Annotated in this window: 13 protein-coding genes and 1 pseudogene; 9 read left to right on the top strand and 5 right to left on the bottom strand. The window is 44.1% G+C overall.

What is annotated here, in order from left to right:
* Positions 1-46 precede the first annotated feature (46 nt).
* From CVD19_RS10380 to CVD19_RS10370, 4 genes and pseudogenes are all read right to left on the bottom strand, one after another.
* On the bottom strand, positions 47-1,219 hold the full coding sequence (locus CVD19_RS10380; protein ID WP_308314864.1) for a HAMP domain-containing sensor histidine kinase: 1,173 nt from the start codon (positions 1,217-1,219) through the stop codon (positions 47-49).
* 280 nt (positions 1,220-1,499) lie between these two features.
* On the bottom strand, positions 1,500-1,757 hold the full coding sequence (locus tag CVD19_RS25415) for an ATP-binding protein (RefSeq protein WP_257985092.1): 258 nt from the start codon (positions 1,755-1,757) through the stop codon (positions 1,500-1,502).
* Positions 1,758-1,912: 155 nt separating this feature from the next.
* A pseudogene (locus tag CVD19_RS26050) lies at positions 1,913-2,054 on the bottom strand (histidine kinase dimerization/phospho-acceptor domain-containing protein); the annotation flags it as partial.
* A gap of 287 nt (positions 2,055-2,341) precedes the next feature.
* Complete coding sequence (locus CVD19_RS10370) at positions 2,342-2,695, bottom strand: winged helix-turn-helix transcriptional regulator (RefSeq protein WP_101581793.1); 354 nt, start codon at positions 2,693-2,695, stop codon at positions 2,342-2,344.
* Between the two features lie 148 nt (positions 2,696-2,843).
* Here CVD19_RS10370 and CVD19_RS10365 point away from each other — a divergent pair, with 148 nt between their 5' ends.
* The 4 genes from CVD19_RS10365 to CVD19_RS10350 all read left to right on the top strand — a co-directional run bounded on the left by CVD19_RS10365 (position 2,844) and on the right by CVD19_RS10350 (position 5,258).
* Positions 2,844-3,716 (top strand): SDR family oxidoreductase, encoded by an 873-nt coding sequence (locus CVD19_RS10365; protein WP_101581792.1) that lies wholly within the window; start codon positions 2,844-2,846, stop codon positions 3,714-3,716.
* Positions 3,717-3,796: 80 nt separating this feature from the next.
* Positions 3,797-4,513, top strand: a complete 717-nt coding sequence (locus CVD19_RS10360) for an SDR family oxidoreductase (RefSeq protein WP_101581791.1) — start codon at positions 3,797-3,799, stop codon at positions 4,511-4,513.
* A 45-nt stretch (positions 4,514-4,558) separates the two neighbouring features.
* Positions 4,559-4,780, top strand: a complete 222-nt coding sequence (locus CVD19_RS10355) for a hypothetical protein (protein ID WP_101581790.1) — start codon at positions 4,559-4,561, stop codon at positions 4,778-4,780.
* A gap of 67 nt (positions 4,781-4,847) precedes the next feature.
* Complete coding sequence (locus CVD19_RS10350) at positions 4,848-5,258, top strand: DoxX family protein (protein ID WP_101581789.1); 411 nt, start codon at positions 4,848-4,850, stop codon at positions 5,256-5,258.
* Between the two features lie 79 nt (positions 5,259-5,337).
* On the opposite strand, the gene CVD19_RS10345 is transcribed toward CVD19_RS10350, so the two are convergent.
* Complete coding sequence (locus CVD19_RS10345) at positions 5,338-5,940, bottom strand: YitT family protein (RefSeq protein ID WP_257985090.1); 603 nt, start codon at positions 5,938-5,940, stop codon at positions 5,338-5,340.
* Positions 5,941-6,157: 217 nt separating this feature from the next.
* Between CVD19_RS10345 and CVD19_RS10340 the strand changes: the two genes are divergently transcribed.
* From CVD19_RS10340 to CVD19_RS10320, 5 genes are all read left to right on the top strand, one after another.
* A complete protein-coding gene (locus tag CVD19_RS10340; RefSeq protein WP_101581788.1) occupies positions 6,158-6,703 on the top strand; it encodes a glycerol-3-phosphate responsive antiterminator in 546 nt (181 codons plus the stop codon).
* A 232-nt stretch (positions 6,704-6,935) separates the two neighbouring features.
* Positions 6,936-7,760 carry an MIP/aquaporin family protein gene (locus CVD19_RS10335; protein ID WP_101581866.1) on the top strand — a complete coding sequence of 275 codons (825 nt, stop codon included), beginning with the start codon at positions 6,936-6,938 and terminating at the stop codon, positions 7,758-7,760.
* Between the two features lie 30 nt (positions 7,761-7,790).
* Positions 7,791-9,281 (top strand): glycerol kinase GlpK, encoded by a 1,491-nt coding sequence (gene glpK / locus CVD19_RS10330; RefSeq protein ID WP_101581787.1) that lies wholly within the window; start codon positions 7,791-7,793, stop codon positions 9,279-9,281.
* A gap of 156 nt (positions 9,282-9,437) precedes the next feature.
* Entirely contained in the window at positions 9,438-11,096 is a 1,659-nt protein-coding gene (locus tag CVD19_RS10325; protein ID WP_101581786.1) for a glycerol-3-phosphate dehydrogenase/oxidase, read from the top strand.
* Between the two features lie 221 nt (positions 11,097-11,317).
* Positions 11,318-13,345, top strand: a complete 2,028-nt coding sequence (locus CVD19_RS10320) for a sigma 54-interacting transcriptional regulator (RefSeq protein ID WP_101581785.1) — start codon at positions 11,318-11,320, stop codon at positions 13,343-13,345.
* Positions 13,346-13,363: the final 18 nt, after the last annotated feature.

The following is a 13,363-nucleotide window of genomic DNA, read 5'->3' as shown; positions in this document are numbered from 1 at the left end:
TATGCGTGTCTCTCATTTTATTGCAGGGGAGCGAAACTGGCTGCTGTTAAAATCCTTCATTTTTTATTGATGGGATTAATGATGGAAAAGAAAAATAAAAAGCTGTCCCTTTTCCAATGTGGCTTTCAACTCGTAGTGTTCCTTTCATCACCCGTACGATGCTGAAGACTACCATCATTCCAAGGCCTGTACCCTTAATTTCTTTCGTCGTATAATACGGTTCTCCCAAGCGCCCCACCTGTTCTTTCGTCATGCCAATCCCAGTATCCACAACTATGATTTTCACACGGTGCTGGTTGAATTCTGTCTTCACTGTCAAAGTACCGCCATTAGGCATTGCTTCAATTGCATTCTTTATTACATTTAAAAAGCATTGATGGAATTTCTGCCGGTCCCCCTGGATGAAACCGATAGCAGCAAATTCCGTCAAAATCTCTACAGAATTCTGGTTGGCCATCGGCTGGAGGATGGTCAGGACTTGGGATAATTCTCTCTTAACATTAAGTTCCTCAACCTTGGCCAAAGATGGCTTGGAAAATGTTAAATAATCCTGGATGACCCGTTCGGCAGATTCTAATTCCCCTTTAACAAATGACAGGTATTCGTACCGTTTATACTTTAACAGGGAATCGTCCTGAAGCAGCAATTGTACGAACCCCATTGCGGCTGTCAGGGGGTTTCGGATCTCATGGGAAATGGCTGCTCCCATCTGTTCGACGGCTTCTAGTTTCTTGGACTTGATTAAATGCTGGCGCAAAAGGTGATTTTTTCTGACTAGCTCGATGGCGTACGAAATGATTCCGGCACCCAGCGGAGGTATTGTCAAATAGGCAAGCCATACATCGATTTTTTTATGTGGTGGGTTGATGATTTCCATGGCGGCCAAGTTTGCCACACTGATGATAAAACACAAAATCACAGACATGAGAATGCGGCGTTTTGGGGACTGAAGAGAAAACCAGGGGTAAAGGCGCCACAGCATTATGGCCAACACTGTGTAAAGCAGGAAATTAGCCCAGAATCCCGGGTCGAATCCGTAAATTCCCAGGACGAGGATGGCCAGAATGGAGAGCAGGGGTCCGATTCTCAAATACAGGCCGCCCAGAACTACGGGTATATTTCGCATATCCAATCGGAGGTGCCCGGTAAGATGGTAGGGCAGCATGAAGCAGATCAGCAGCGAGACAACAAAACAGCCGATTACCGTAATCCGGGACAATTGCTTGCCACCCTGCCTTTCGGACAATAGTAAACTGAAAAACATGATGATGATTAATAAGGATAGGTTGAACAAAAAATGCCTGGTTATTTCCAAGAGAATTCACCATCCAATAGTGCTGATAGGAAAATTTTATATATTTCGAAAACTCTGGCCGATAATTTAATAAGGTATGTGTTATATCTTCGTCTTTTCTGTAAAATAAAATCAATATCCAAACGAAAAGATAATCAGTGCGGAACAGGACTACACTAGTCTTTATTTATGTTAAGGGAAATTCTTAATTGTTCAGCTTGACAGGGAAGCTTATGATAAATTCGGTCCCCTCACCTGGAACACTGTTTACTCCAATTTTTCCTTTATGGTTTTGAAGGATCTTGTAGCTGACCATGAGTCCTAATCCGTTGCCACTGGCTTTAGTTGTGTAAAAAGGTTCTCCAAGCTTTTTAATCTGGTCTGCTGATATTCCAACGCCAGTATCTGTGATTGAAATTGTGATTTCGACCACGCAATATTGATATAGATCCTGCCTCCACATGGCATTGCCTCGATTGCATTCTTGGTGATGTTTAAAAACACTTGTTTCAATTGATTTTGTTCACCCCGGACCAAAACAGCCGTTGAGGGGAAATTATGAGTAATACATATATTCTTCAAGGATTGTATCTCGGAATTTCTGTCCTTTCCTAGTTTCTGTCAGCAGTTGGACAAAGCCTTTAATTGTCGTTAATGGATTGCGGATTTCATGGGCAATGCCTGCCGCCAATTCACCTACCATCGATAATTTTTCTGTTTTCCGCAACGTATCCTCAGTTTTCTTTTTTTCGGTAATATCATACTGGCAAATATGCTTATAAGTTTTACCATGATGATCTACAAAAGGCACAATTGTTATACCCACCCAAAGATCGTTGCCGAGTTCTTGGATTTTCATGCCTATATACTCTATTTGGCCCGTCATTATTTCCTCCAAGCGAACATTCTTTTACAATTAATTTGACGGCATAAGACAAAAACCCTTCTTTTTTCCTAATTATTCTGAATCTTAGTTAAAGCAAAAAAGTACCCTATAGGCAGACTTGTCTTAAATGTCTGCAATATAGGGTAGAGTTTAGATTGCCCTTAGCTTTTTCTGTTTTGTAAATGTTTTGTTCCCCATTCACCCATACTATCCAATATGGGTATGAAACTTTTTCCTGCGGATGTAAGAGAATATTCTACTTTTGGAGGGACTTCTTTATAAACCTCCCTATGCACAAGCCCGTCCTCTTCCAATTCACGCAGCTGACGGGTGAGTATCCCTTTTGAAATGCCGGAGAGCAGCCGTTGAAGTTCGTTGAATCTGCGTGTTTGCTTGCTCAAATGCCACAGGATGATGATTTTCCACCTGCCTGCAATTAGATTTTGGGTATGGGTCACCGGGCAGATTTCCTCCTGGCCCTTGGGGAGTTTCCCCTGAAACCGGATTCTCGCCATGGACGCACCTCTTTTCTCAATGGTACTATTTTTATGACTATGTTATAAAAATGTGCCTACTTTTAAAATCATGACTAGTTACATATTATATGATTATACTTGATAACTGAACCAAGTAAAACAACAAAATCAAGGAGATGGAACGTTCATGGAAAAAATCGTCATCACTGGTGCAACAGGAGAACTGGGGCAGCTTGTAGTCCAACATCTGCTTAAAAAAGTCTCCGCAGACAATATTGCTGTAAGCGTCAGAAACGTTGAGAAGGCGGCAGCGTATGCCGACCAGGGAATCGAAGTAAGATACGGGGATTATGACGATCCGGCATCAATGGAAAAAGCGTTTGCCGGAGCAGGCAAACTGCTGCTGATTTCCACGCCGGAGGACGAAGCAGTAGCGCGTATCCGTAAACATGTGGATGCGATAGAAGCAGCCAAGAAAGCTGGTGTTAAACACGTCGCCTATACTAGTTTTGCTTTTGCTGATAAGGGGGCATTTCCTCCTCTTGCAAATGTCCATCTGGCAACGGAATACACGCTGCGTGCATCAGACATTCCAACGACTGTATTGCGAAATGCCTTTTATCAGGAGGTTTTCGTCAATCCAGGCCTGCAATCCTATATCGACAGCGGTGCCATTGTTACTTCAGCAGGAACAGGAAGAGTCAATTCGGTTACGAGAAGTGATTTGGCATTGGCAGCTGCAACCGTCCTTGCTGAAGAGGGGCATGAAAACAAAGTATATGAACTGGCTTCCGCTGATACTTGGAACTATGACGACCTGGCCCAGATACTGTCTGATGTATCAGGCAAAACTGTCTCTCATCAATCAGTTGCTGATTCCGAAGCCTTTACAGCCATGGTCGAGGCAGGGCTTCCTGAAGGCCTCGCAGACTTTCAGATTGCCCTTTATAACTCAATAGCAGGCGGGAATTTCGGGCACACTTCGACTGACCTGGAAAAACTGATTGGAAAAAAACCAACTTCAATTAGAGAAAGCATCACTGAATTTTTCAATAAATAATTGTTTTGGAGAATAAGCTTTTGTATTCTGGCGATCGAGTCGGTTAAACTAAACACAAACTGGTTGAGGAGGCATTCACTATGTCATTGAATGGGAAACGTGTGGTTGTTGTCGGGGGCACTACTGGGATAGGTTTGGCAACTGCTAGGGCATTTCTTGATGAGGCTGCCCACGTTATTATCGCGAGCCGCTCTGCATCAAATCTGGCAGGGGCAAAAGAAAAACTTGGAAACAATGTAGAAGGCCATGAACTGGATTTTCGCAGCGAAGATAAGGTAGCTGACTTTTTCAAAAACGTTGGCAGCTTCGACCATCTGGTGGTGACCGCAGGAGAGGGTGCGATGGGCCACTTCGGTGATTTGCCTGTTGCAGATGCCAGGCAGGCGTTTGACAGCAAGTTCTGGGGACAATACCTGACAGTACGGGCTGCAATTCCATATATAAATAACGAAGGCTCAATAACATTGACCTCGGGCGTTTACGGGGTACGCCCTCCCAAAGGGGCGTCCACACTCGCTGCCATCAACTCGGCACTCGAAGGCTTGGTTCGGGGTCTTGCGGTAGATCTTGCCCCTCTTAGAGTAAACATTGTATCTCCTGGCATAGTTGACACTCCAATTTATGCAGGAATGCCAGATGAACAGCGGCAGGGGATGTTCGCCGGAATCGCTGAACAATTGCCGGTTGGCCGCGTTGCCCAGCCCGAGGACATCGCTCAATCGTACGTCTACCTCGCGAAAAACGGGTTTACAACAGGATCGGTTGTTCTCATTGATGGGGGCGCCCATTTAGTATAAAAAGTTTGGCACGGTGGCTTTGCTCTCGCAGCAGAGCCATCTTTTTTGAATGTCTATGTAAAATATATACTTATTAGTAAAAATAAAACAGCTACTGGGAAAATATCGAAGGTTACCGGGATAAAAAATAGAGTTACCGGGATAAAAAACAGAGTTACCAGGATAAAAAACAGACTTACAGGGAATAAAATTCCTGTCACCGGAAAATTGGTCTTTCAAGGGCTGGTTATACCTGCTTGCTTTGAGAAAAAAGCTGATGAAGCATAAAAATCGTTCTATAAGGGGAAGATTAAATTACTTTTTCATGTAATAATCCCGAATAGGAGGATAAAATGTGGAGGATCTGGGACTTTTAATCATTCGTGTTGTTGTCGGCCTTTATTTTGCGGCCCACGGTGCCCAAAAAGCATTCGGCTGGTTCGGCGGGGGCGGGCCTGAAGGAACAGGCGGTTTTTTTGAACAAATAGGCATTAAGCCAGGCAAACAAATGGCATTGCTCGCCGGTTTAGGTGAATTTGTTGGCGGTATTTTATTTTTGCTTGGGTTTTTAACCCCTTTAGCATCGCTGTTAATCATTATCCCGATGATAGTTGCCATCAAGACAGTCCATGGAAAAAATGGGTTGTTTTCCGATACAGGCGGGATTGAGTACAATTTGGTGCTGATTGCAATTGCACTTGGGTTCATTCTGACAGGGCCCGGTGAAATATCGTTGGATGACGCATTTGATCTGTATTTCTGGTAAGGCTTACCTGAGGACGTTTAGCAAGAATAAGCTGCCATCATAGCAGCTTTTTGTATATACATAACACATCAAGGAAGTTTCAAAAAGGCGGCCAGTGAAAATAGCTCCGATAATTATTTTTTACAAAAGATTGTGTAATTAGCCCAACTGTGAAAATGGTGAGGACGGAAAAAATGAAGCTTTCGGCTCCGAGGGCTTTTAACCCAATCAGGGCGACAAGTCCATCGAGAATAAAAATGATGATCCCAATATTAACTGAAGAAGCATTCGAAATAATATATGCCAGCAGGTCGGTGCCGCCTGTGCTTGCCTCATAGCGGAGCATGAGCCCGATTCCGACGCCGATGATTGATCCTCCGACAATTGCACTGATGAATACAGGGAGCGGGAAGCGGGTTTGCAATGGTGCCAGCCAATCGATAAAAAATGAACAGACAATCAAACCTTGAAAGCTTGTGTAAAAATAATTCCGTTCATGGAACCATGCATATATGCACAGAGGTAAGCTTAGAAAAAAGATGCACATGCCGGTTTGAATATTAAAGTAATAATGCAGGATGAGCGCGATACCTACGACCCCCCCATCCAGCAGATGATGGGGCACCAAAAAACCGTTGATACCTGTCCCAATCAGCAGGCTCCCGATGACAATAGCCCCTGTTTTTTTGAGTATAGCAATCACCTTCTCTATTCCATTGCCATTCGACGTCTCAACGGAATGTCTAACTTAATACTATTTTGCATGTCCAAAAAATATACTACAAAACAATAAATTGGCTAAAATCACCGCCTGTCCCCATATGTGAAAAAATGATCACCCCCACTTCCTCTGCATTTCCATTGTAATTATAGAAGATTCCCAATATCATAAGAACAAACATAAAAAAGGGATGAGAGGCATGAAACAAAAGGTTCTTCCGGCCTGTTCAAGCATGAAGGATTTTGAGTACTTTTTAGAGAGTTCCTATGAAATAGGCGTATTCCTTGATTTGCACATTGCCCAATTAAAAAATGTGAATTCGATGGCAACTGCGCACGGAAAAAAAATGCTGTATCATGTCGATATGATCCATGGGATAAAGAGCGATGACTACTCGACGGAATTTATATGCCAGGAATATAACCCTTACGGGTTAATATCCACTAAGTCCAGTGTAATTTTAAAAGCGAAGCAGAAAGGAGTCCTGGCAGTCCAAAGAATATTTTTAATTGATTCGCACGCGGTACAGAAAAGCTATAAGCTGATAGGAAAAACACAGCCGGATTATATTGAAGTCCTTCCTGGGACAATGCCATGGATGATCAACGAAGTGAAAGAGAGTGTACAAATGCCGATTTTTGCCGGAGGGTTGATCAGGACGGCCGATGATGTTCATAATGCTTTAAATGCGGGGGCAGTGGCTGTAACAACATCGAAAAAAGATTTGTGGCATCATTTTGCTTAAAGAATTAACAACATACATACAATAAAAAGCAAAAAAATGAAATAAAAGTATTTGACAGCGCTTTCATATTTAAGTATACTTCAATTACAAGTTAAGATTTTGTGACGGAGATTGGGAGATTCACACAGATATGCCTTGTGTTAGGTTATTTCTGTATGTGGATCTCCTATTTTTCTGCAAAGTCTTATTTGTGAAAAATTCAAAATTAACAGAACAGGAAGGGGAAGTAAGTATGTCACCATTTATGGGGGAAGTGATTGGGACAATGATCCTGATCGTGTTTGGGGCCGGAATCGGCGCGGGTTCTTCCCTGAACAAATCTTATTCAAACAGCCCTGGCTGGATCGTCATCACGATCGCATGGGGTCTCGCGGTCACAATGGGTGTATTCGCGGTCGGTTCCATAAGCGGAGCCCACTTGAATCCAGCGGTCACTGTTGCGCTTGCTGTCAATGGTTCATTTGATTGGGCAGATGTCCCAGGTTATATTCTCGCACAAATGATAGGCGCTATTTTAGGGGCAGCATTAATTTTCTTTCACTATCTGCCACACTGGAAAGCAACGAAAGACCCGGGTACCAAGCTGGGCGTATTTGCGACAGGCCCTGCAATTCCTCACACTTTTTCAAATCTGTTTAGTGAAATTTTCGGTACTTTTATTCTCGTATTAGGTTTATTATTTATTGGAGCAAACAAATTCACAGAGGGATTGAATCCAATCGCAGTGGGGCTTCTTATAGTGGTCATCGGGATGTCTCTTGGTGGTACCACAGGCTATGCCATCAATCCGGCCCGTGACCTTGGACCGAGGATTGCGCACTTCATTCTGCCGATTCCAGGCAAGGGCAGCTCTAACTGGGGTTATTCGTGGATACCGGTTGTTGGGCCGCTGCTCGGCGGAGTATTCGGAGCTGTATTTTATAAGGCGGTTTTCTCAGGAGAATTTTCCGGACTTTTCTGGGTTGCCACAGCAGCAGTATTAGCAATCCTGATATTGGCTTACGCAACGGGCACAAAACAATCCGGTGAAATTGATTCATCAAAATTTACTGCTTAATCAAAGATTCGAAATTGGGGAGGAAGCCAAATGGAAAAGTATATTTTATCTTTAGATCAGGGAACAACCAGCTCCCGTGCCATCCTTTTTAACAAAAAAGGGGAAATTGTGCACGTGGCCCAGAAGGAATTTACACAGCATTTCCCGAAGCCAGGCTGGGTTGAACATAATGCCAATGAAATCTGGGGATCCATTTTAGCTGTAATCGCGGGTGTCTTATCAGAATCAGAAGTGAAACCGGAACAAATAGCCGGTATCGGCATCACCAACCAGCGTGAAACAACGGTCGTTTGGGATAAAGAAACAGGGCATCCGATTTACAATGCAATCGTCTGGCAATCAAGACAGACAAGCGGCATTTGTGATGAATTGAAAGAGAAAGGGCACAATGATCTTTTCAGGGAAAAAACCGGATTATTAATCGACGCTTACTTCTCGGGAACAAAAGTAAAATGGATCCTCGATAATGTAGAAGGTGCAAGAGAAAAAGCAGAGCAAGGCAAATTATTGTTCGGGACAATTGATACATGGCTTATTTGGAAGCTTTCAGGCGGTACTGCCCATGTGACTGATTATACTAATGCATCCCGTACCCTCATGTACAACATCCATGAATTAAAATGGGACGAAGAGCTGCTGGAAATCCTTGGTGTGCCTCAATCCATGCTTCCTGAAGTAAGGCCTTCTTCCGAGGTTTACGCCCATACAATAGGATATCACTTCTTCGGGCAAGAGGTCGCGATTGCCGGTGCAGCAGGTGACCAGCAGGCAGCTCTGTTCGGCCAGGCTTGCTTTGATGAAGGAATGGCAAAAAATACTTATGGAACAGGCTGCTTCATGTTAATGAATACAGGCGAGAAGGCTGTACGGTCAGACCACGGGTTATTGACAACAATTGCCTGGGGCCTGAATGGCAAAGTTGAATATGCTTTGGAAGGAAGCATTTTCGTTGCCGGCTCAGCTATCCAGTGGCTCCGTGACGGATTGAGGATGCTGAAAAATGCAAAAGACAGTGAAGGATATGCAACACAAGTCGAATCGACCGATGGAGTGTATATTGTCCCTGCCTTTGTAGGACTGGGAACACCGTACTGGGACAGTGAAGTAAGAGGCGCTGTATTTGGCCTTACCCGTGGAACAAGCAAAGAACACTTTGTGCGTGCCACACTGGAATCGTTGGCTTACCAGACAAAAGATGTTCTCGCGGCCATGGAGGCTGATGCGGGAATAGAGCTAAAGACTCTCCGTGTTGATGGCGGGGCTGTCATGAATAATTTTCTGATGGAATTCCAGAGTGATATTTTGAACGTTCCGGTTGAGAGGCCTGTCATCAATGAAACAACAGCGTTAGGTGCTGCATATCTGGCCGGGCTTGCGGTAGGATACTGGGAAAACCAGCAAGATATCGCGACGCAATGGGCAATCGACCGTTCATTTGAACCGAAAATGTCCGTTCAAAACCGCGATGAGCTATACAATGGCTGGAAGAAGGCCGTCAAAGCCGCAATGGCATTTAAGTAGAATACAAGCCTTTTAGATTTCCTTTCTTTAAATAATTTGATAAAGTTATTGATAAGTTAATATTGTGTCAGGAGACATGGAGAGACCACAAGAGCAGTATCGTTTCAGGCGGTAGTGCCTCTTGTGGTCTCTTTTACATTAGGAGGACTGGACTGCATGACGTTCACAAATTTAAAACGAAATGAAATTATTGGTAAAATGACGGCAGAAACTTTCGACATATTGGTGATCGGCGGCGGGATTACTGGTGCCGGGATTGCCCTTGATGCAGCTGCACGCGGCATAAAAATAGCGCTTTTGGATATGCAGGATTTTTCAGCAGGTACTTCAAGCAGGTCGACCAAACTTGTCCATGGTGGCTTACGGTACCTGAAACAACTGGATGTAAAGGTTGTCGCTGAAGTAGGCAAAGAACGGGCAATCGTGTATGAAAACGGCCCGCATGTAACGACACCAGAATGGATGCTCCTTCCCTTTCACCAAGGGGGAACGTTCGGAAGCTTTACCACTTCAATCGGGCTTCGCGCATATGATTTTTTGGCAGGGGTTAAAAAGAGCGAAAGAAGAACAATGCTTACCAAGGAAGAAACGTTAAGAAAGGAACCGTTGATCAAGAAAACAGGGCTGAAGGGCGGTGGATACTACGTAGAATACCGTACAGACGACGCAAGGCTGACTATAGAAGTGCTTAAAGCAGCTGTTGATAAAGGCGCTACTGCACTGAACTACGCAAAGGTTGAGGAACTGGTATATGAAAACGGCCGCGTAACCGGTGTAATGGCAGTTGACCAGTTGACCGGTGCACAATTTGCCGTTAAAGCGGGCAAGGTTATAAATGCAGCCGGCCCCTGGGTTGATTCAATCCGGGAAAAAGACGGCTCAAAAAAGGGTAAGACCTTGATCCTCTCCAAAGGCGTCCATATTGTCATCGACCAGTCACGCTTCCCTCTAAAACAAGCGGTTTACTTTGACACAGAGGATGGAAGGATGGTCTTTGCAATCCCGAGAAATGGAAAAACGTATGTAGGAACGACTGATACATTCTACAATGATGACATTGCGCATCCGCGGATGACCACAACTGACAGGGATTATCTTTTGAATGCCATCAACTATATGTTCCCGGACGTAAAGGCTAAAGCTGAGGATGTTGAATCAAGCTGGGCCGGGATTCGTCCCCTCATACATGAAGAAGGCAAAGGACCATCTGAAATTTCCCGAAAGGACGAGATCTGGGAATCTGAGTCAGGCTTGATTACAATTGCTGGCGGAAAACTGACAGGATACAGAAAAATGGCGGAAACGATCGTTGACCTCGTGACGGACAAACTTCAGGCCGAAGGAAAAGGGCCATTTTCTCAATGCCAAACAAAACATCTCCCTATTTCCGGCGGGGATGTAGGGGGCTCTGACAATTTCGGTCATTATATAGCTTCGGTGACAGAACAAGGAGTGAAGGCAGGCCTGCAAGAAGAGGATGCGGAGAGCCTCACCGCGTTTTATGGATCAAACGCACCTACAATTTTCGAATTGATATCTGCCCAGCGGGAGGAAGCAGCAAAGTCCGGGCTCCCGTTAACGGTTTTCGCAAAGCTCGCTTACGCCATTGAATATGAGATGGCCGCGACGCCGGTAGATTTCTATTTTAGAAGAACAGGGGACCTCCTGTTTGACATAGATTCAGTTCATGAATGGAAGGATAAAGTCCTCAGCTACATGGGACAAAAATTCAATTGGCCTGAAGCTGAAAAAGAAAAGTATGCAGCCCAGCTGGACGCCGAGATTGAAGGTGCCGTTAACGCCTTAAATGTCTGAACGAACCACATCGCTTATCAGAAGCTGGACCGGATTTTCATATTCAAAATAAACATCTCAGGATTCTAATTGGAACCAGGAGTATGGTAAAATGTGAACGAGAAATAATTACCAAAATAGTTAAAAGGCCTCCCAACAAGGGAGGTTTTTAAATAGGGCGAGTCATGCAATTTCGGGAAATGATCATTGTAATAAACCTATAAGCGGCTGGGGAGGTTGCCATGCAAAAAATAACCCTTAAAGTTTTTCAGCGCAATGGACTCCATGTGAGAAGTGCAGCATCATTTATTACCATGCTTCAAAATGGGATCAAAGATCAATCGGTTATTAAAAACATAACGGTAGAGTACAAAGGTAGATATGTTGAAGTGACCAATCTTTTATCCCTTGTATCTCTTAAAGTGGGACAAGGAGAGGAAATCACCCTGCATTTTAAGGAAGCCATACCACAAAGCCTGGAAGAGGAAATCAGGCTTTTCTTTCAAAAGAACCACCAAATGGACAGCCAGGAGCAGGAAACCGACCGTCTGCTGATGGAAAATTCGGTTATCATGCAAGAAGCAATTTCTAATCTGCCAAATGGAATGGTGGTCGTTAACGGGGAAAATATCATCACTTTTGTGAATGATGCAGCGGTAAGGCTGCTGGAAATGCCTGCCAATCAATTGTTAAATAAACGGGCAGACCAGGTCATTCCCCATTCAAAGCTCCATCAAATATTAAATTCCGGTGAAACAAGGCTTGCCGAGAAACAGAGGCTGACCAGTTTTACGATTCTTGTAAATCGGGCACCGATCTTCTTCGATGGGAAAATCATCGGTGCCGTAGCAATTTTTCAGGATATATCAGACCTGGAAAAAGCAAACTCCGAACTCCAGAGGGAAAGGGAGCTTCAGGAAAAACTTAATTTAGTGCTGGAATCCGTGAACGATTTAATCGGGCTGACGGATAAAAACGGTGATTTCACCTACATGAATGAACGCATGAAAAAACTGCTGTCTGGAATGAGTGATTCTGACTCTGTGATGGGGCTTATAGACAATGAAGCCTGGACCTTGCTCGTCAACAGGCATATAAGCTTTTACCAGGATATAAAAGTTTTACAGAATGAATCATATATCATTAAAATCAACCCTATTTTAATAGATAGTATGTTTCATGGCGCTGTTACATCGCTTAGTCCTTACAATAAGCTTAAATCTTTGATGAAAGTGCTGGAAATCATGGAAGAGCGCACGAAGTACCTGGAACAGGAGCTCTCAAAGCATCTTCGCTTAGATGAAGCCTTCCAGACTATTATCGGGAACAGCGAAACTTTGATAGAAAGTCTGTCTATCGCAAATAAAGTTTCCAAAACGATTTCAACGGTATTGATAACCGGGGAAAGCGGGACTGGAAAAGAGCTGGTAGCCCGGGCGATCCATGAATCCAGCAATCGGAAAAACAAACCATTCATTCGGGTGAATTGTGCAGTCATCCCGCGCAATTTAATTGAAAGTGAACTGTTTGGCCATGAAAAGGGCGCTTTTACCGGAGCTGTAAGAACCCATCAGGGCAAGTTCGAGCTTGCGAATTCAGGGACCATTTTCCTTGATGAGATTGCCGACTTGGATATCGATCTCCAGGCTAAACTTCTTCGGGTGCTTCAGGAGAGAGAGTTTGAGCGTGTCGGCGGTGATAAGACAATAAAGCTTGATGTAAGGGTCATTGCCGCTACCAATGAAGACTTGATGAAATTGGTGGAAGCGGGAAAGTTCCGGGCCGATCTCTACTATCGTTTGAATATCATACCTATCCACCTTCCACCGTTGCGCCACCGAAAAGATGACATTCCTTTACTGGCCGATCACTTTCGCAATTTATACAATCATCAGTTGGGAAAAAGTATCAAGTTTTATGAGAAAGGTTTTCTCGAAGCGGTCGGCAGGTATCACTGGCCCGGAAATATCAGGGAGCTGCAAAATGCAATCGAACGGGCCACAGCACTGACGGAGGATGAGACCCTCCATTGCAAGGACTTGCCCGCTTATATCTCAAACAGTGACTACACATCCCTTGAAATAGACTTTAAGGGAAACATCCTTCCATTAGAAGAATATGAAAAACAAATTTTCCAGAACGCAGCAAAGTTTTACCCGAGCTTTAACCAATTGGCAAAAGCTTTAGGGATTACCCATAAGACCGCTGCCAGCAAGCTGAGAAAATATGAGCTGACCCATTTGCTTGGGAAAAATTATCAAGATGCTTGAGAAAAAATCCCGAGGATG

It is taken from the genome of Bacillus sp. T33-2 (genome assembly GCF_002860205.1).
In the GTDB taxonomy this organism is placed as follows: domain Bacteria; phylum Bacillota; class Bacilli; order Bacillales; family Cytobacillaceae; genus T33-2.
The sequence above is the reverse complement of the archived record's forward strand: the minus strand, read 5'-3'. Positions and strand labels throughout refer to the sequence as shown.